15 protein-coding genes are annotated in these 19337 nt (G+C 49.6%); 7 read left to right on the top strand and 8 right to left on the bottom strand.

Annotated features, from left to right (window positions below; translation table 11 throughout):
- Positions 1 to 112 precede the first annotated feature (112 nt).
- Entirely contained in the window at positions 113 to 1735 is a 1623-nt protein-coding gene (locus WCY20_RS05735; protein WP_345977715.1) for a YcaO-like family protein, read from the top strand.
- Positions 1736 to 1743: 8 nt separating this feature from the next.
- Here the strand turns inward: WCY20_RS05735 and WCY20_RS05730 are convergent, their stop codons facing one another.
- Positions 1744 to 2877, bottom strand: coding sequence for a GGDEF domain-containing protein (locus WCY20_RS05730; protein WP_345977713.1), 1134 nt, complete (start codon positions 2875 to 2877; stop codon positions 1744 to 1746).
- A gap of 241 nt (positions 2878 to 3118) precedes the next feature.
- Between WCY20_RS05730 and proB the strand changes: the two genes are divergently transcribed.
- The gene (gene proB, locus WCY20_RS05725) at positions 3119 to 3883 is read left to right on the top strand and encodes a glutamate 5-kinase (protein WP_345977712.1); all 765 of its coding nucleotides are present in this window, start codon (positions 3119 to 3121) and stop codon (positions 3881 to 3883) included.
- 118 nt (positions 3884 to 4001) lie between these two features.
- Here proB and WCY20_RS05720 read toward each other — a convergent pair whose 3' ends face one another.
- From WCY20_RS05720 to WCY20_RS05705, 4 genes are all read right to left on the bottom strand, one after another.
- Positions 4002 to 4427: an Hsp20/alpha crystallin family protein gene (locus tag WCY20_RS05720; RefSeq protein WP_345977710.1), complete on the bottom strand. Its 426-nt coding sequence runs from the start codon at positions 4425 to 4427 to the stop codon at positions 4002 to 4004.
- Positions 4428 to 4507: 80 nt separating this feature from the next.
- The gene (locus tag WCY20_RS05715; RefSeq protein ID WP_345977709.1) at positions 4508 to 5152 is read right to left on the bottom strand and encodes a Crp/Fnr family transcriptional regulator; all 645 of its coding nucleotides are present in this window, start codon (positions 5150 to 5152) and stop codon (positions 4508 to 4510) included.
- 147 nt (positions 5153 to 5299) lie between these two features.
- Positions 5300 to 5461 (bottom strand): hypothetical protein, encoded by a 162-nt coding sequence (locus WCY20_RS05710; protein WP_345977707.1) that lies wholly within the window; start codon positions 5459 to 5461, stop codon positions 5300 to 5302.
- Positions 5461 to 6792: a DEAD/DEAH box helicase gene (locus WCY20_RS05705; protein WP_345977705.1), complete on the bottom strand. Its 1332-nt coding sequence runs from the start codon at positions 6790 to 6792 to the stop codon at positions 5461 to 5463. The genes WCY20_RS05710 and WCY20_RS05705 overlap by 1 nt, the downstream gene beginning before the upstream one ends.
- 1113 nt (positions 6793 to 7905) lie before the next feature.
- Between WCY20_RS05705 and katG the strand changes: the two genes are divergently transcribed.
- The 4 genes from katG to WCY20_RS05685 all read left to right on the top strand — a co-directional run bounded on the left by katG (position 7906) and on the right by WCY20_RS05685 (position 15316).
- The gene (gene katG / locus WCY20_RS05700) at positions 7906 to 10086 is read left to right on the top strand and encodes a catalase/peroxidase HPI (protein WP_345978220.1); all 2181 of its coding nucleotides are present in this window, start codon (positions 7906 to 7908) and stop codon (positions 10084 to 10086) included.
- A gap of 156 nt (positions 10087 to 10242) precedes the next feature.
- A complete protein-coding gene (locus tag WCY20_RS05695) occupies positions 10243 to 12939 on the top strand; it encodes a cation-transporting P-type ATPase (RefSeq protein ID WP_345977703.1) in 2697 nt (898 codons plus the stop codon).
- A gap of 66 nt (positions 12940 to 13005) precedes the next feature.
- A complete protein-coding gene (locus WCY20_RS05690; protein ID WP_345977702.1) occupies positions 13006 to 13629 on the top strand; it encodes an FMN-binding negative transcriptional regulator in 624 nt (207 codons plus the stop codon).
- Between the two features lie 484 nt (positions 13630 to 14113).
- A complete protein-coding gene (locus WCY20_RS05685) occupies positions 14114 to 15316 on the top strand; it encodes a VCBS repeat-containing protein (RefSeq protein ID WP_345977700.1) in 1203 nt (400 codons plus the stop codon).
- A 525-nt stretch (positions 15317 to 15841) separates the two neighbouring features.
- Here the strand turns inward: WCY20_RS05685 and WCY20_RS05680 are convergent.
- A complete protein-coding gene (locus WCY20_RS05680; protein WP_345977699.1) occupies positions 15842 to 16633 on the bottom strand; it encodes a hypothetical protein in 792 nt (263 codons plus the stop codon).
- Between the two features lie 231 nt (positions 16634 to 16864).
- Positions 16865 to 17239: a hypothetical protein gene (locus WCY20_RS05675; protein WP_345977697.1), complete on the bottom strand. Its 375-nt coding sequence runs from the start codon at positions 17237 to 17239 to the stop codon at positions 16865 to 16867.
- A 234-nt stretch (positions 17240 to 17473) separates the two neighbouring features.
- On the opposite strand from WCY20_RS05675, the gene WCY20_RS05670 reads away from it, so the two are divergent.
- Positions 17474 to 18436, top strand: coding sequence for a hypothetical protein (locus WCY20_RS05670; RefSeq protein WP_345977695.1), 963 nt, complete (start codon positions 17474 to 17476; stop codon positions 18434 to 18436).
- A gap of 125 nt (positions 18437 to 18561) precedes the next feature.
- Here the strand turns inward: WCY20_RS05670 and WCY20_RS05665 are convergent, their stop codons facing one another.
- Positions 18562 to 19254 (bottom strand): ankyrin repeat domain-containing protein, encoded by a 693-nt coding sequence (locus tag WCY20_RS05665; protein ID WP_345977694.1) that lies wholly within the window; start codon positions 19252 to 19254, stop codon positions 18562 to 18564.
- Between the last annotated feature and the right edge of the window lie 83 nt (positions 19255 to 19337).

Genomic DNA, 19337 nt, shown 5'->3' with positions numbered 1-19337 from the left:
GCATATTTTTGGCTATAATTCCTCTATTAATTAGCATCGGCGTATGCGTTTTCGTCTCTTCCGGACTCTCCTGCACTAATTCTAAAATCACCATCAAAAAACGGTTTACACTATGAATATACTATCTAAGAACGCGCCCCTCGAGGAGTCCATCAAGACAATGCGCTCCGTACTCGAACAGGCGGGATGCGAAGTGCGTTTTTCCGAACTGAAACACCCGCTTGAACACTGCTACTCGGTCAACCTCGCCTCAGTCGAGGCCCCCAACCATATCTATTCCAACGGCAAAGGGAGTGTTTCGGATGCATCGGTGGCGAGCGCACTGGGCGAGTACATCGAGCGGCTCCAGACGAACAACTTTTTTGTCGATTTCTATCTTCCGAAGAGACGCTATTACCCCGATGTCGTGGCCTTTGAAACAGCCCGGGAGTGTTTGAATGACGAGCTTCGCGCCGTGTACGATCCGGACGCGGAGCTCAGTGACGAGGATCTCATCGATTTTAACAGCGATCACGACGACAAGATCGTCGCGCTGCCGTTTCAGAAACGCTCCAGCGGCGAAAAGGTCTATATACCGCTCAATATTTTGAGCAATCTCTATGTAAGTAACGGTCTGGCGACGGGGAACACTCCGCTGGAAGCGCAGGTCCAGGCGCTGAGCGAGATCTTCGAGCGCTACGTCAAGATCGAGATCATCAAGAACGGCTACGCCCTCCCCTCTTATCCCGACGAGACCCTGCGCTCATTTGCCAACCTTTATCGTGATCTCACCGCCCTGCGTGCGGCAGGCTACATCGTCGAAGTGCTCGACGCTTCTCTCGGCGGAAAATACCCCGTTACGGCGATCTCGCTGATCAATCCCGACAACGGGACCCTCTTCGTCTCTTTCGGTGCCCATCCTATACTGGAGGTGTCGCTGGAGCGGACAATGACGGAGCTGATGCAGGGACGCACACTCGAAAACCTTGACGCCTTTGAAGTGCCGACCTTCGACATGAGTGTCGTAGCCGACAGCTTCAACCTTGAATCGCATTTTATCGACTCCAACGGCAGACTCGGCTTTGGGTTTTTAAGCAGTGCCAAAAGTTTCGAATTCGCTTCGTGGCAGTATGACGGCAACGGAAGCGAAGCTGAGTATGCCTATCTCGGCGATATCATCCGCGCCATGGACAAACAGATCTATCTGCGCGAGTACACCTATCTTGGCTTTTATTCATGTCAGATGATCGTCCCCGGTGTTTCGGAGGTCTACCCCATCGAAGACATGATCTACAACAACAAAAACAGCGCCAAGTGGATCCGGGAAATGGTTCTGAATTTCGGGGAGTTTGATCCCGAAGAGATCCTCAATGCCGTCGAATCGCTCGAAGAGTCACTCGATATCGAAAAACATATCGGTGTCATCTTCGAACATAACTTTACGATACGTGAGTTCAAAGCCCAGATGCATCTGCTGCTGGGGGATGATGAGGAGGCTCTTGAACTGCTTGAATACGGGACAGACAAAATAGGACACATCGTCGCCGAACTGATCCGTATGCGCGAAGGCGGTCTCGTACTGGAAGAGTATGCAGAGGGACTTTGCAATATCTTTACAACAGAGAGAGTAGAAAAGGCGCTGGCAATATTAGAAGGCTCGGCCTACCTGATCGACGTGACCCTTCACCGGGACTATCATAACATGCTCGCCATGTTCGACCGCCTAGAAAACAAAAAAGCGGCGATCCCGGTTTAGACAGAAAGTTATTCTTGCGATTCTGAAAGTGTTACATTAAAACGATGGACAGGCATCTGTGTGCCATCGCCTGCCAACGGATCACAACAGGTCCGATTACGTCCCCGCCCTTTTGCCAGGTAAAGCGCCTTGTCGGCACGTGCGTAGATCGCATTAAAGGCTTTGTCGCCTTCTCTGTGTTGTGCAATACCGATACTGGTTGTCACAAAAACCTTCTCACCCTCATGATCGATCGTGATGCTTTCAACCAAGGTACGGATCTTTTCGGCCAATATGAAAGCACCTTCCATATCTGTTTCAAACAGAAGTACTGCAAATTCCTCCCCGCCGACACGGGCCACGATGTCACTTTTTCGCAAATATGACTTTATAGCTTCCGCAAAACGGATCAACAGCAGATCGCCCGTCTGATGACCGTAGGTATCATTCACCTTTTTGAAGTGGTCCAGGTCAAAGAGCAACAGGCTCAAAGGCAGGTTGTCTCGTTGTGCTGTTTCAAAGTAGCGTTTGGAGACCTCACCGAAAAGACGTCGGTTCATGATCCCTGTCAGATCATCCGTTGATGCCAGAACGTGCAAAGCAGCATTTTTTTGCTGAAGACTGTTTTCATAATCACTGATCTTGTTGGTATAGAAACGTGACAGAAAGCTTCCGATGATCAGCCCTAATACACTTGTATTGATCGCCAGCTGGGACAGCTGCAGATCCGAGAGCAGATGCACGCTGAGGATGACACCGAGCGATGCTATTGTAAAGAGCAGACCGCTGGCACTGCCGTTAAGAATATAGGCGACAAAGATCAGCAGATAGAACCATATTATTCTGAACTCATCCTGGGGAACAAGGATAAGTGCCGACGTAAAGGTGATCAGCGAAGCGATAAGCAGTGCGTTCGCTACCTTTTTATAATATGTCTTGGATGATCGCAGCAAGAAGATAAGCATAACTGAAAAGATGCCGTAAACGTAATTGACCTTGGAGTGGATGGGTCCGATATCACTGATCCCAAGATCACTCAATATGCCGACAAGCGTACTGAAAAGAGCGACTATGACCAAAATCGAATTGATCATCTTGAATTTAAAACCCAGAAGATCTTCATCCTCTTTAAATTCAAAACCGCTATATAAAAAATTATTCAATGTCATTGTATTTTTACTTATATGCTCATAATAAAAAGAGTATAGCACAATGCACTTGAGAGGCATGCAGCGTATGGTCAAACCTTTTTTTCTCTGCCGATATACGCCGGATGAGGAGAGCTTTTATTTTTTGTTAACTCTACTATGTTATCTTAGAGAGAATTTGAAGTGAAAGGTATTTCTAACAATCTGCTGAAATCCTTGAAAAAAATCAATCATAAAATAATTTAGGAATATATACATGAAACGAGTCGTAATCAAAGTCGGTAGTGCTGTCTTAACAGAACATAATTGTATCGCGAAAGAGCGCATGCTCAACCTGGTTTCGCTCATTGCCAACTTAAAAAACAGTTACGATGTCATACTGGTTACATCGGGCGCCGTAGCGGCAGGCTATTCGGCGTTAAAGCTTGACAAAAGCAAACAGATCGGCAAAAAAGCGCTTGCGGCGGCGGGACAACCGATCCTGATGTCAGGCTATAAGAAGAAATTCGATATCTACGACATCGACACGGCCCAGATCCTGCTGACGGAAGATGACTTCGATTCGAGGAAACGCACCAAAATGTTTCAGGAGATCATCGATGCCCACCTTGCCAACGATATTTTGCCGATCATCAATGAGAACGACATCACCTCTACCCCCGAACAGCTTTTTGGCGACAACGACCAGCTTTCAGCCAATGTCGCCTACGCTACCAACGCGGAGCTCTTGGTTATTTTGAGTGATATCGACGGCTATTACGACAAAAACCCTAGCGAACACAAAGATGCCAAACTCTATAAGACGATTACGGAACTGCCGGAAGATGTTCTAAAGGATGATTCGACGCCGAACAATCCCTTTGCGACGGGCGGTATCGTGACCAAGCTTAAAGCGGCAGATTTTCTGATGAAACGGGGTAAGAAGATGCTGCTTTGCAACGGTTTTGATCTCAGCGCGGCAGAATCATTTCTCCTGAAAGGCGAGCATACGCTCGGCACGCTTTTTACCGGTGAAAAATAGAAAAATCCATCCGGCGTCAAAAAGACCTTCTCCGGACAAAAGTGCAGCTTCGGCACCTTTTATGATCTAAAAACGGCCCACATCCAAGAGCCGGTTCCAGACTGAAATGCACTTCCGTTTATTTAACGGAGATGCTTCGGACATTCTCTTTCGGTTCCACTTTGGGAATGATCACTTCCAGGACACCGTTCTCCGAAACCGCGTCAATGTTTTCAATATCGACATTCTCCGGCAATGTAAAACTTCTGGAAAATTTACCGAAACGTGTCTCGACACGGTAGTAATCCTCCTCTTTAACCTCTTCTTTGAAGTTGCGTTCACCGCTGATAATAAGCACGTTTTCTTTGATATCGACTTTGATATCCTCTTTCTTTACACCCGGAAGGTCGACATCGATATGGTAGGCAAACTCGCCTTCTCGTGTGTTCACTTTCGGTGTAAAGGTCACAACGTTCTCATCCTCCTTTGCAAGTGCACGGCTGCCGAAAAGTCTGTTCTCGATCTCTCTGATCTCTCTAAATGGATTATAAGGTGTTAATAACATTGTTGACTCCTTTATTAAAAATCTGCCGAAAGTTTAGTCGATTTTGTCAGGGAGTTCTGCCACCTAAGTGGCACATGACTCTAATATTTGAGTTTTTCAAACAGCTGCTGGAGACTTTTAAGCTTCAACTGCTTTCGGGAGACCTCCAGAATACCCTCTTCTTTCAGCCGCTGTATATTGCGGTTGACCACCTTGCGGACGCTTCCGACAAGTGCCGCCAACTCTTCGTGCGAAAGGTTGTGGATCAGTTTAAGTGATCGTCCCTTTGCCGTGTCGACATTTCTCGCTATAAGACGCAGCAGTCTGTTGTAGACATCGTAGAGGGAGAGGTCCACTGCCAGGTCTTCCATATTGCGCATCTGTTTGGCCAGATAGGGGAAAAAGAAGGTGTTGAAGGCGGGATCGTTCTCAATAAGCTCGCGGATATGCCCGATCGGTACTTCGACCACCTCGCTCTCTTCGAGGGCGACAGAGATATAGTCATGTTCTCTGCCGTCAAGCAGCGTGATGACATCGTAGATATCTCCCCGGCTTAAAAGGTAGAGCGTCTGCTCTTTGGAGGTCTCGGGATTGACCTGGGATATCTTTATCTTGCCGCTGAGTATGAAATAGACGTTTTTCATGGTGTCACTGCTGCTGAAGGCGCTGCCCCCTGCCGGGTAGACAATATGTTTTTTGTGTTCAAAGAGATCCGGCAGGCCAGCCCGCTCAATAGTTTGCAACAACGGGGGATTTTCAGTTACACTCCGACTCGGCACATCATATCCTTGAAAAGTCGATCTTTAGATCGGTTTTATGATGATATTTTACAGCAACGATGGTTTATAGAAAGAATGTTTTTTGAGGTGCAGCCGGGTAAACGGCCTGGGGGACTATGCTTCGGAAGGGTTTTCTTCGTTTGGCGGAGGGGTCGCCTCGGCCTCTTCACTTACCGGGTTCTTAGCAGCCAGCTTTTTGAGGCGCTTTTCCTCTTTTTTCTTCTGTTTTTCCAGCTCTCTGCCGCGTTTTTCGTAGGAGTAGTTTGTTCTGGCCATTATCGGTTACCTCTGTGTGAGTCTCTGCTGCGCTGTTTTGTGCCGGGTCTTGCCGAATTCCGGCTGCGTCCAGAATCCTGGCGTGTCGCACTTGTCGTCGACTTCGGACGGGAGCCCCCGCCGCCGCTACCGCCGCGGCCTCTGTTTCCGCCGCGGCCCGCACTGCGCTGCTGGATCGGTTCCGGGGCGATCGACGGATCAACCTCAAACCCTTTGAGCTTGACTTGGGGGATATCACGTTTGATAAGCTTTTCAATGTCTCTGAGCAGTTTCAGCTCGTCGACACAGACCAGGGATATCGCTTCGCCTTCGTTGCCTGCACGTCCCGTCCGCCCGATGCGGTGAACATAGTCTTCCGAGACGTTCGGCAGTTCGAAGTTCACCACATGCGGCAGCTGGTCGATGTCGATGCCGCGTGCGGCGATGTCGGTCGCAACCAGAACACGCACATCGCCCCGTTTAAAGTCCGCAAGGGCTTTCGTGCGCGCCGTCTGGCTTTTGTTGCCGTGGATCGCAGAAGCCGTGATGCCGTCTTTACCCAGTTGTTCCGTCAAACGGTTTGCCCCGTGCTTGGTACGGGTGAAGACAAGGACCTGTCTCCAGTCATGGTCTTTGATCAGATGCGAAAGCAGTTCGCGTTTGCGTTCTCTGTCTACCGGGTAGATGCGCTGTTCAACGCTCTCCGAAGCGGTGTTGCGGCGGGCCACCTCGATAAGGGTCGGCGAATCGAGCAGACCGTCGGCAAGCGCCTTGATCTCGTTCGAGAATGTCGCAGAGAAGAGAAGGTTTTGACGTTTTTTAGGCAGCAGTGCCAGCACTTTTTTGATGTCGTGGATGAACCCCATATCGAGCATGCGGTCCGCTTCGTCGAGCACCAGAAAATCGACGGCTGAGAGATCGATGCATCTTTGATTGGCAAGGTCCAGAAGGCGCCCCGGTGTTGCGATAACAACGTCCACCCCTCTTTTGAGCCGCTCAATCTGCGGGTTGATGCCGACGCCGCCGAAGATGACGGTCGACTTGAACGGCAGGTATTTACCGTAGGTCTTGACACTGTCGCCGACCTGTGCGGCCAGCTCGCGTGTCGGTGTCAGGATGAGTGCACGGACTCTAGGCTTGCCCTTGGTCTGCGGCGCATCACTGAGCAGCTGCAGCAGCGGAAGGGTGAAACCGGCCGTCTTGCCCGTTCCCGTCTGCGCACCTGCGAGGATATCTTTTTTTGCCAGGACGACAGGAATCGCTTTGGCCTGGATCGGTGTCGGCGTTGTATAGCCCTCTTCTGCAATAGCGCGTAAAATCGGCTTCGAAAGCCCCAATGTAGTAAATGACATTAATATGTACCTTATGTAAACCCGAACGAAACGATAGAGACTATCTGCACAGTATTCATCATTTGCCCATAACATGTAGAAAAGCATCACCTAACATTGAGGTTAAGCTCACCTTTTTTTACACGTTCTAAGACAAAGCACATATGCTGTTCATACTGCTTCTAGCTTTTATTCGAGTTGAAGAGCCTACCAAGTTGTTTATAGCTTGGTTCGGTCAAGACTGATAGTTGTTTGATTTGAAAAATGAAGGGTAGGAAAACGTTTCCGTAGGAACCTAAATCGCAGACCGAGTGCGCTTGATTTTCGATATTATAGCAGAATTAACCGCTATATCCTACGCAATGGTCCGCAGCTAAGAAAAACACAAGCTTACATGTCCAACTTCCCGTGACATCTACACAGGGAATAATTTACAGAACAATCGATATTTTATTTAACAATATTATAAAAGTCACAAAAATGTTTTTATGGCTGACACTTTACTATTTATATATTTTTGTAAACCAAAAAAACTGACATGTTGAAAATAAATAATCTAAAAGGCGACAATGCGATACCATCGTACCACTGAATATGAATTTATTGATAGCACAATGAAGCTGATTTCAAATATGCTGATATATTGGAAAACTATCCATTTGAAGAACAATATAACTGCATCCCTACTCTTTGCTGCCTGCTTGGACTGATCGTGATGCCAAAAGAGAAAATTGTGTCTTATATACCCAGAACAGGCGACTACTGATTTCAAACGACAGATAAGCCTTAAAATCTCTGAAATCGGCGAAAGCGTTAAAATGCTGCGTGATTTGATTCAAAAACCAAGATACGCAGTAAACGTGATGCCTAACTGGTCAGATTTTTAAACCTTAAATTACATCATCCTTTCCATACAAACAGTGAGTAGCCCTCTTCTACGGCTTCTGTGTACCATAGGCTTGGTTTTCTGCAAGAAAATAACCGACAGTCTGCACAAAATCCTTTAAATATTTCATAAATAAATTTTATTTATTTAGTCAAATGATTAATGAGCTAAACTGACTATTAAATGCGTATCGAAAGTATTATACGTTTATGCAGAAACATATCTTTACACAAAAAAAGGAGATTGTTATGTCCGATAAGAAACACCCGATGCATCATACTTCCGGCGGCGGCACGTCGAACCGGGACTGGTGGCCGAACCGGTTGCGGCTCGAAATTTTGCACCAGCACTCCCCCCTCTCCAATCCGATGGGCGAGGAGTTCAACTACGCAGAAGCGTTCAATAGTCTTGATCTTGAAGCCGTAAAGAAGGATCTCCAGGCGCTGATGAGCGACTCGCAGGAGTGGTGGCCGGCGGACTTCGGTCACTACGGACCGCTGTTCATCCGTATGGCATGGCACAGTGCCGGCACCTACCGCACCGGTGACGGCCGTGGCGGCGCCGGGTCCGGCCAGCAGCGCTTTCCGCCGCTCAACAGCTGGCCCGACAACGTCAACCTTGACAAGGCGCGCAGGCTGCTCTGGCCGATCAAGCAGAAGTACGGCCGCAACATCTCCTGGGCCGACCTGATGATCCTCACCGGGAACGTCGCGCTGGAATCGATGGGGTTCAAGACCTTCGGTTTCGCCGGCGGGCGCGAGGATGCCTGGGAGCCGGAAGAAAATGTCTATTGGGGTTCCGAGAGCACCTGGCTGGAGGGTGATAAACGCTACTCCGGCGAGCGGGATCTCGAAAATCCGCTCGCTGCCGTCCAGATGGGTCTGATCTACGTCAACCCGGAAGGCCCGGAGGGCAACCCGGACCCGGTTGCCGCCGCCAAGGACATCCGCGAGACCTTCGCGCGCATGGCGATGAATGACGAAGAGACGGTCGCGCTGATCGCCGGCGGCCACAGTTTCGGCAAAACCCACGGCGCCGGCGATGCGGCCCATGTGGGGCCTGAGCCGGAAGCAGCCGGCATCGAGGAGCAGGGGTTTGGCTGGAAAAGCAGCTTCGGCAGCGGCAAAGGCGGTGACACGATCAGCAGCGGTCTGGAAGTCACCTGGACCCAGACGCCGACGAAATGGAGTAACAGATTCTTCGAAAACCTTTTCGGCTTCGAATGGGAACTGACCAAGAGCCCGGCCGGTGCGCATCAGTGGAAACCGAAGGGTGACGCGGGGTCCGGTTCGGTGCCCGATGCCCATGACCCCTCAAAGCATCATGCGCCCTCCATGCTGACCACGGACCTCTCCCTGCGGTTCGACCCTGAGTACGAAAAAATTTCACGGCGTTTCTATGAAAATCCGGATGAATTTGCAGACACGTTCGCCCGGGCATGGTTCAAGCTGACCCACCGTGACATGGGACCCCGCACCCGCTATCTCGGTCCGGAAGTTCCCAAAGAAGAGCTTATCTGGCAGGACCCCGTCCCTGCACTCAACCATGAGCTCATCGATGAAAAGGACGTCGCCGCCCTCAAGGAGAAGATCCTGGCGTCCGGACTCTCTGTTTCCCAACTGGTCTCGACCGCCTGGGCCTCGGCGTCCACCTTCCGCGGTTCCGACAAGCGCGGCGGAGCGAACGGTGCCCGTATCCGTCTTGCGCCGCAGAAGGACTGGGAGGTGAACCGGCCACAGCAGCTGGCAAAAGTCCTCAAAACGTTTGAGGCTATCCAAAATGGTTTCAACAACACGCACTCCGTACACAAGAGGGTCTCGCTTGCCGACCTGATCGTCCTGGGCGGTTGCGCGGGTATCGAGCAGGCCGCGAAGCATGCCGGTCACACCGTGACGGTCCCCTTCACGCCCGGCCGCATGGACGCTTCTCAGGAGCAAACCGATGTGCTCTCCTTCGCCATGCTCGAACCAGTCACGGACGGCTTCCGCAACTACCAGAAAACCGAATACGCTATATCCGCCGAGGAGCTGCTGATCGACAAGGCACAGCTGCTGACACTGACCGCACCCGAGATGACGGTACTTGTCGGCGGCATGCGCGTCCTGGATACCAACGTCGGAGACTCCCGGCACGGCGTCTTCACCGAGCGCACGGAGTCGCTCACCAACGACTTCTTCGTGAACCTGCTCGATATGGGGACGGCCTGGAAAGCGGTCTCGGAGACCGAGGAGCTCTTTGAGGGAATCGACCGCACAACAGGCGAACCGAAGTGGAGCGCCACCCGCGTCGATCTGGTCTTCGGCTCAAACGCCCAGCTCCGGGCCCTGGCCGAACTCTACGGCAGCAGCGACGCGCAGGAGCAGTTTGTCCATGACTTCGTGGCGGCGTGGACCAAGGTGATGAATCTGGACCGCTTTGATCTCGCCTAGTACAGGTAATTAAAGCGTTTTTTGAGCTACAGGAAGGACCATACAAGGCAATATATCCCTGATCTTATGACGGATGATGGAAGCCCGGTATACAAACAGGGATGGCGTCACAACAGAGTCTAAACCCATTCCCTATTATGTCGAATAAGGAAAGCAATGACAACGATTCAAGACTGGCACAACCAAACATCGGAACAGACATTATCCGCGCTGAAGTCAACGACGGCAGGACTGAGTGCAGCCGATGCGGAGCAAAGGCTGTCCGATGTCGGACCGAACAGGCTTCCGGAACCGCCGCGCAGAAATGTAATCCTGCGTTTTTTTTCCCACTTTCACAACATCCTTATCTATGTCCTGCTGGGAGCCGCCGCCATTACGCTGCTGCTGGGGCATGTTGTTGATACAGCTGTCATCGTTGCCGTGGTCATCATCAATGCCGTCATCGGTTTCATACAGGAGGGAAAAGCCGAAAAAGCGATGGATGCCATACGACAGATGCTGGCACTGCGCGCCTCTGTCATTCGCGACGGAAAGCGTCAAACCGTAGCGGGCGAACTGCTGGTTCCCGGCGATATCGTCCTGCTCGAAGCCGGCGACAAAGTGCCCGCCGACCTGCGCTTACTGGAAACCCACGGTCTGCAGATCCAGGAAGCGATTCTTACCGGCGAGTCCGTGGCTGTCGAAAAGCGTTCCGAAGAGGTCGCTGCGGAAGCGCCGCTCGGTGACCGTTTCTGCATAGGGTTCAGCGGGACTACAGTCACCAATGGACAGGGTATGGGCGTGGTGGTTGCCATAGGGTCTGACACAGAGATCGGTCGGATCAGCGGTATGCTCTCGGAAGTACAGACACTGAACACACCATTGGTTGTTCAGATGACACGCCTGGGCAAGTTGCTTACCCTCTTTATTCTTGTCATCGCATCCCTTATTTTGATGTTCGGTTATTTCCTCCTGCATTACGATTTCAGCACGATATTTATGGCCGTTGTGGGGCTTTCGGTTGCAGCCATACCGGAAGGGTTGCCTGCCGTGTTGACCATCACGATGGCTATCGGTGTCCAGGCCATGGCACGCCGAAACGCGATTGTCCGCCGTTTACCGGCGATCGAGACACTCGGATCGGTCTCCGTAATCTGTTCGGACAAGACCGGCACCCTGACCCGCAACGAAATGAAAGTGGCCTCGGTCGTCACAGACTCGGAACGCTTTGAGATCGGAGGGAACGGGTATGAGCCTTCTGGCGATGTGAACGTTAATGGACAGGCTGTCGCCGTGTTTGACCATACGCTCTTACAGGAACTGGGACGAACGGCTGCACTCTGCAATGATTCGGAACTTGTTCGAAAGGAAAATGCATGGTCCGGTCAGGGCGACCCTATGGAGGTTGCCCTGCTGGCGTTTGCAGGAAAGTCCGGTATTGACTGTCCCGACACAAAACATCAGTGGACGCGCACCGATGTGATCCCTTTTGATACGAAGCACAAGTATATGGCGACGCTTAACCATGACCATGATAACAATGCCTTCATCTTCGTCAAGGGGGCACCTGAGACCATACTCTCCATGTGTGCTGAACAGCGCACCGGCAACAATGAAACCAAACCGCTGGATGTTACATATTGGCAGGAGCAGGCAAATGCAATAGCCGCACAGGGGCAACGCCTCCTGGCCTTCGCAACCAAGCCGGTCCGGCCCGAACAGACAATACTCGAGCACACCGATATTGACAAGTCACTGATATTTCTCGGGCTGACCGGTCTGATCGATCCACCGCGGCCTGAAGCCATTAAAGCGATCGCCGAGTGCCATCGAGCGGGTATAGACGTCAAAATGATCACCGGTGATCATGCCGTCACGGCAGCTGCGATCGGTAAACAACTGGGGCTTCGAAACGGCGATGCTATTTTGACCGGCGGCGAACTGGACGCGCTTAACGACGACGCACTTGCATCTGCCGTTCGACAGACGGGCATCTTTGCACGCACAAGCCCGGAACATAAACTACGCCTGGTGATGGCACTGCAGGCCAATGGAATGACGGTGGCCATGACGGGTGACGGGGTCAATGATGCACCCGCACTTAAGCGCGCAGGTGTCGGCATTGCTATGGGGAGAACCGGCAGCGAAGCGGCAAAAGAGGCTTCGGAAGTCGTATTGGCTGACGACAACTTTTCATCGATCGTCGCTGCCGTGCGCGAGGGGCGGACGGTCTACGATAATATTAAAAAAGTCATCAGCTGGACCCTGCCGACCAATGCCGGTGAGGCCATGACCGTTGTCCTCGCACTGATACTCGGATTGAGCCTGCCCATCTCACCGATCCAGATCCTCTGGGTGAACATGATCACTGCGGTGACACTGGGCATAGCACTGGCCTTTGAACCTACGGAAGAGAACACCATGCAACGCCCGCCCAGACCCCGCAACGAGTCGCTGCTTAATGGTGGTGTCGTGTGGCATATTGTACTGGTCGCCGGCCTGTTTCTGGCCGGCATATTCGGCATCTATGAATACGCTATTGCAAGCGGCTATTCCGAACGCCTTGCACAGACGATCGCATTGAATACGCTGGTAGTGCTGGAGATATTTCACCTTCTCTTCATCCGTAATATGCATGGAAGTGCATGGACATGGAGCGTAATACGTGCCACCCCTGCTGTTTGGCTATCCATCATCGTCGTTGTACTCGGTCAGATTGCCATTACCTATGTACCATGGCTCCAAAGTGTTTTCGCGACCGAAGATGTGGGTCTGTTTGACAGCATGTTGATGCTCGGTATCGGCGTCACGATGTTTGTCATCATCCAATTCGAGAAACAGCTACGTCTTCGGGTATTTAAAAAAACGTTGTGACAAAGTTTGCCGCTTAACCTCAATTCTGCTACCCTTTGGTTTGCTGTTATACGTCAAAGAGGAAGCATGTATATACCCGAACAATTCAATATAAACAATGCGCAGTCCATTCATCAATTCATACGCTCAAATCCATTTGCCACCGTCGTTTCGAATATCGATGGGAAGATCGTGGCGACACACATGCCGATTGACCGCTTTCAGGATGGACACTATTACGGGCACTTTGCCCTGAACAACCCGCAATCAAGGATCCAGGAAAACGAAGAGACGCTTGTCATCTTTACCGGTCCGCACGCCTATATCTCACCGTCGATGTACGCTTCGGACTTCAACGTACCGACATGGAACTACAGTGCGGTCCACTGCTACGGAAACATTCGTTTTATCGACAACGAAACCAAAATATGGAATCTGTTTCATGAGCTTGTCTATCGCTACGAAGGCGAAGCGGGATGGCAACTCCCAAACGAAGAGAAGTTCAAAGATCTAACCGGGTTCATTCGCTTCTTTGCGTTTGAAATAAAACGTATCGAAGCCAAATTCAAATTCAATCAGAACAAACCGGATGAAGATATAGAAAGCGTCATCGAAGGATTAAGAGGTATCGGCAACCATGAGGCTGCCGACTTTATGGAACGCATCACAACTCATCGCGGGCCAATCAAAAAGCCGCTTGAGGATTTTTGATTGGCTATTTTAAATTTTGCACGCACTAAGGTTGAAAAATGACACGATCTACCATCTGAAAACAACAGTTTTGACTTGCTCCTTTGTTCGCACTTCCTATTTTTTACAGCGACCATTTTGATCTGGATTTTCACATCGATTCGGTTCTGGAAATGTGCCTTATCGGAAAAGAGACCAGAGTTTTCCCCCTGGTTGATCTTAAAGGAGACAGGCCGGGCTATTTGAAACCACTTGTGAATAAGCTGAAGCAAAATGGGTATCTGTGCCGGATTGAGACAGTCGCTTATGCGTTTCAAAAAAACGGAAATAAAATAATGAAAGGCACAAGGTTGGACCAAGCAAAATCCACATCAGCTCATGAACAAGATTAAATTAATACTAATATTTCCGATGTAGCTGCAATACCTACCGATCAGTGCTATAATGATTTCTAGATGAACTATTCGTTCAACGAATAGTTCGACAATGTATAAAGAGGTGTAAAATGATTAAGCAATGTTTCGGTGCAATAGTATTGTCAACTATTATTGTTGGATGTGGTACGAGTGATAGCGGTAGTGACGCAACGTCAGTGGTAAATCTAGGTATATCTTCTTCACCAGATGCGGATGCACAAAGTTCATATACAAATTCAAAGACAGATATTTATATTGCATATTCTTCTTTACCCAGGCCTGATGGAACGGGCACGCTTCGAGATGCAATTGCCTATTTGGATGCCGATGGCGACGGCGATACCGATGTATTTCTTGCGACAGGTGACTATTTACTTGAGGGAGAAGTGAACAGTATTCTCGCACTAAATGACGGTGCACAGACCTTCACGTCATCAACAGCAGAGTTTAGCGGCAATATGCCTCCCGCGACGCATGCCAGAAAATCCATTGTAAGTGATTTTAACAATGATGGTCTACAAGATATATTTGTGTTTGATCATGGCTATGATGCCAACCCCTTTCCTGGAAGCCAGCCAAAATTGATTATGCAAAATACTATCGGTTCTTTCTCATGGGAAAAGTTAACAGCGCAAACAGGTTTCCATCACGGTGGAGCAGCAGCAGATATCGACAATGATGGTGATATTGATATTTTTGTTGGAGGCTTTGCCCCCTTCTTCTTTGTCAATGATGGTGATGGGAACTTCAGTAAAGTTGACAATCGTTTTGACAACAGCATGGATAAGATATTTTCGGCAGAATTGATTGATGTTGACCAAGACGGCTTCGTCGATCTTTTAATCGGTGCTCACGAACGAGATGGCGATAAAACAGCAATATACTGGGGGAGTACAACAGGATCCTACACCCAGAATTTGAGGACCCTGATTCCGATGGTAACCTATTTCGGAGCAATTCTGGATTTTGATGCAGAAGATATCGATTCAGATGGGGATCGTGATCTGATCATCAACCGAACAAGAGATGGCGATGACGGAGCAGGAAAAGGGTTTTATCAGGGTAGAACAATACAACTTTTGGTCAACAATGGCGGCAGAAGCTTTACTGATGCCACCGCAACAAATATCGATTATCCAGGGGGCGATACTGATCAATGGTTTCCCTGGGTAAGAGCACAAGATGTCGATAACGATGGCGATATTGATTTTGCTCCAGACGATGCAGGCCGCGGATTTGGCTATTTAAATGACGGTACAGGTGTATTTACGCATACTTTACTGGCCCCATAATCGACCTGCTTTCTTGTTGTTTCCGAATTTTATTAAGATTCGGAACAATCATCGCCTGCCGCCGGATAAATGATCCGCAAAACATAGAATACAAAGCGGCATATTCATAAGCTACATGGCGTTACAGATTGTGACAGAGAGCTTCAGCTCTCTGCAAGCGGATCGTCCGACAGCAGATCCACATAAAGGCGGCGGGGTTTCAAAAGAAGCGGTAGAAGATAACGTAGCCGAAGATGCCGAAGTAGTTCAGCAGACGGGGCCTTCACGCTTTTACCGAAGCCGATATTCAAAGACTCTGTTCTTGTAACGGACTGCGCTACAACCGTTGTAACACAAACGGCGGTGTGTTGTACTTTACTGCACAGAAAGCGAGATAAGAAGGTATAGCCGTTCAAATGACTTTTCATACGTTTATCTCCGCATTGACAAGCCCGGGACGTTTACACTTTCCAACAGATGTCGGTAGTGTTTGCAAACAGGTTAATATCAAACTACAAAATCGCAGAGGGGGAAAGAAAATGAAATTCATTGCCCAAAAAACTGTATGTTCAGACCTGTAAACACCTGCCACTGCGTTATACCGGCACCCTTGTGTGCAACACTGTATTGCGGTTCGATAAAGACGTTAAACACCGTCTTCTCCATTTTGATAACCTGCCCCACACCCAGACCGATAGGTATAGAGTATTTCTCCCGTTCAATATCGTAATACCAGATACCTACCGACCTTAAGTAAGTGCCGCCGCCTAACTGCAACATGGCGAAAGGCTGAAGTGCTGCTATATTAACCGTCTCTCTGTCTGCATCACCGGCAAAGCTGTGCTGCCAGGTAAGCAGATATCCATACTGGAACAGACGTGACCGTGCATCAAACAGGACATTGGCTATTCCCGCCGAATATTTTTCACTTCCCAGCCGCTCTTCAGTCGCCGTCGGCAGTGTTAACAGCGGCCCCACACCAAAACTGACAGCAGGAACACCCACATCTATCAGATTGACTGCCAGGATGTTAAAATCACCAAGACCTCTCTTTGTCGCACCCTTTGGGCCGACAGGGAAAGAGTTGACAGGCAAAGACGCACGCAAAAGCCAATTGGTCTCTCCCAATGAAAAGGGCTGGACATAGCGTACCCACAACTGGTCGGCACTCTCGTCACTTTCCGTCAACTCCCCCATGTAGTAGTTATGAAAGTTCAGCGCTTTCATATTTGCCAGCGGATTGTTGGCCTGAGCTACAGAAGCGGCATCGACCTTGGCCTCAGCAGAGAGAAAAGACGTTGTTGCCAATGTCAACAATAATAGTGTTTCAAATCGCATACTTTTCCCTTTTTATCTTTCTTTTCTTAAAGACCAAACGGACAGATCACTTTCAAAACAGGTCTCATATTAGTCGTAAAAACACCATATCAAACTATTCTACCACAACACAGAGGAGTGTACGTCAAAAAGTCAAAACACACCATTCTCCTCAACTTTACACTTCGGAACTCTTTTATTTGCACAGGACTCTACTTTGTCGCATGACGTTGAAAACAGCGGCAGAGAGCCCTAACTCTCTGCAAGCGGGTCGTCCGACAGCAGGTCCACGCTCAGGCGGCGGGGTTTCAGGAAAAAGCGGTAGAAGATGACGTAACCGAAGATGCCGAAGTAGTTCAGCAGACCGAACATGATGAAAAGAACACCGATGTTGAAATGTTTTTTTTCGGCGATAAGGGAGCCTGCCTCTCTGCGGACGATCTTGTAGCCGTTCTCATAGAACATCGCATCGATGCGCTGCATCTTCGCCGCATCGTCGAGGTCGGCATGCTGCATTTTGACGATGTACTCTCTGAAGACCGCAAGACTCTGTGTATAGTTTTTTTTGTCCCAGAAAAAAAGCAGGATCCCGAGCGGAAGTATGAACATCATGATGACGGTAGACACAGCTTTACCTCCAAAAAGAGCTACTGTTTAATTATAGAGCAACTCTGCTGCTAATATCGATATCTGCCGGCACCTTATTAAGATGCATTTCTACAAAACAAAAAAACAGAGACGACAATACGCTTACTTTACGCTATAATACCGCCAACATTTGCGCACTCGGTCTGCGCTTAAGCCTTCTTTTTTGACCGCTTATCTCCCTCCTATCAGAGGCCTATTTATTCAAGGACTTTTATGTCATCTATTACCATCAAACGCCACAACCACCGTGTTCACCCGTGTGACCGCAGCCAGAAACTCGCCCTTTTAAAACATCTTATTGCTTTGCACAGTGACAAAGAGATCGTTGTTATCGCATCCCCGGACATCGCTGCGCTTGAGCAGAAGATCGACGCGGACAACGTTTCGTTCAAAAGTGACAAAGAGCTCATCGAGAACACCAAGTTCAAGTGCGACATGATCATCAGTCTCGACCTTTCCGACTCCCCTGAAAATTACGTCAAACGTCTCGGCCAGGCAAAGAGCTATGCCCTGCTTCTGGCTGACGACAAAGAGCAGCAGGAGCTCTACAAGATAGAGACCCTGTTGAAACGCACCCTTGCAAAAGAGGTCATTACCGATTTTGAACCGGCCTCCTACCTCAAAGACCGTAAGGCAGCCAAAGACCTTAAAGCACGCCAGGCCGAAAACATCAAAAACCAGGAAGAGCGGGACGAAAAACGCGCTAAAGCCCAGGCAAAAGAGAGAAAAGAGTCCAAATACCTCGGCAAGGACGAAAACGGCAAACCGATCTTCTCCGGCAAGACCAGGGAACGGAACCACCGTTATGACGGTACTCCGAGAAGCGAAGAGGAGAAACGTGCAAGCGGCAGAGCCAAACCGCACAAAAGTGGTGACAAAAGACCTTGGGATAAAGAGAACAGCAGAAACGAAAACCGAGGCGAAAGAAAACCGTGGGATAAAACCAAAGGTGAGAAGAAACCCTGGGACAAGAATAGCGATGCTAAAAAACCGTGGGACAAAGAGAAAAGTTCCAACGGCAGAAAGCCTTATGCCAAAAAACCGTGGGAGGGTAATGCCTCTTCGACAGGCGACAAACGCAGTGATGAGCGGGGCAGAGAAAGTGTAAAACCGGCACCCAAACGTACCGGCCGCACCATCAGAATACCCGTTTCGAAGAGTTCAAAAGAGAGCTGAGCTCTCAGCATGAAGGCATCTGCTCCTTCTCTATTTCGTGATTGCTCTGCAACCTCTCGATCTTTCCGCTGACGATGCGGCAGATCTTTACACCCCTGGTACGGGTGTTTGAAGATTCTAAGCGCCTACTGTAATAGCGTAATGACCTCTTCGTTCTCGCTCAGTCGGGCATAGTCTATGGCGCGCTGCCCTTCGCTGTCTTTTAGAGAACGGTCAGCCCCTTTCTCGAGCAGCACTCTGACCATCTCGGCATTACCGGCTTCTGCCGCCATCATCAATGCCGTGGCACCGTCTTCGTCTGCAATATTGATGTCGATATTGTTCTCGACCAGCATAATTGCCGTGTCGGTATGGCCGCTGATGACCGCTGTCAGTACCAATGACGCGCCGCATGGGGACTTGATATTGACATCGGCACCCTTTTTAATCAGCTCTTTGGCCGTTTCGGTGTGCCCTTTTTCGACTGCCCATGTGAGGGCATACTTGCCGTTGTTGGTCTTCGCATTGACGTTGGCACCATGGTCAATCATAAGCGAAAGAATATCGGTGTGCCCCTGTATCGCGGCGTAGATAACAGGACTGTACCCGGCTGTGTCTTCGGCTTTGACATCGGCCCCTTTGGCTATCAGTACCTTGACGACATCATCATGGCCGTTTTTGGCCGCCCACATCAGAGCAGTGGCGTTATTATGCCTGGCATCGATATCTGTCTTCATCTCAAGAACTTTGTTTACGGCTGCGACATCGCCTTTTTTAGCGGCTTCGATCAGCCCTTCATTGGCATAGGAGGCTGCGCTAACGAGTGAAAAAAATATCATGGCGGAGAAAGATCTTCTGAGAGTTATCATAGGGGAGTTCCTTGAACAGTGAAATATAACAATATTATATATTAAACTTGTTC

Origin of the sequence: Sulfurimonas sp. HSL3-7 (assembly GCF_039645985.1) — a bacterium.
Lineage (GTDB): Bacteria > Campylobacterota > Campylobacteria > Campylobacterales > Sulfurimonadaceae > Sulfonitrofixus > Sulfonitrofixus jiaomeiensis.
Note: the sequence above shows the minus strand (reverse complement) of the source record. Positions and strands in the feature narration are given on the sequence as shown.

Excerpts from the sequence above, each read along its gene's own strand:
- WCY20_RS05735 (WP_345977715.1), top strand. The coding sequence starts at position 113 with ATGAATATACTATCTAAGAACGCGCCCCTCGAGGAGTCCATCAAGACA.
- proB (WP_345977712.1), top strand. The coding sequence starts at position 3,119 with ATGAAACGAGTCGTAATCAAAGTCGGTAGTGCTGTCTTAACAGAACAT.
- WCY20_RS05720 (WP_345977710.1), bottom strand. The coding sequence starts at position 4,427 with ATGTTATTAACACCTTATAATCCATTTAGAGAGATCAGAGAGATCGAG.
- WCY20_RS05710 (WP_345977707.1), bottom strand. The coding sequence starts at position 5,461 with ATGGCCAGAACAAACTACTCCTACGAAAAACGCGGCAGAGAGCTGGAA.
- WCY20_RS05705 (WP_345977705.1), bottom strand. The coding sequence starts at position 6,792 with ATGTCATTTACTACATTGGGGCTTTCGAAGCCGATTTTACGCGCTATT.
- katG (WP_345978220.1), top strand. The coding sequence starts at position 7,906 with ATGTCCGATAAGAAACACCCGATGCATCATACTTCCGGCGGCGGCACG.
- WCY20_RS05695 (WP_345977703.1), top strand. The coding sequence starts at position 10,243 with ATGACAACGATTCAAGACTGGCACAACCAAACATCGGAACAGACATTA.
- WCY20_RS05690 (WP_345977702.1), top strand. The coding sequence starts at position 13,006 with ATGTATATACCCGAACAATTCAATATAAACAATGCGCAGTCCATTCAT.
- WCY20_RS05685 (WP_345977700.1), top strand. The coding sequence starts at position 14,114 with ATGATTAAGCAATGTTTCGGTGCAATAGTATTGTCAACTATTATTGTT.
- WCY20_RS05680 (WP_345977699.1), bottom strand. The coding sequence starts at position 16,633 with ATGCGATTTGAAACACTATTATTGTTGACATTGGCAACAACGTCTTTT.
- WCY20_RS05670 (WP_345977695.1), top strand. The coding sequence starts at position 17,474 with ATGTCATCTATTACCATCAAACGCCACAACCACCGTGTTCACCCGTGT.
- WCY20_RS05665 (WP_345977694.1), bottom strand. The coding sequence starts at position 19,254 with ATGATATTTTTTTCACTCGTTAGCGCAGCCTCCTATGCCAATGAAGGG.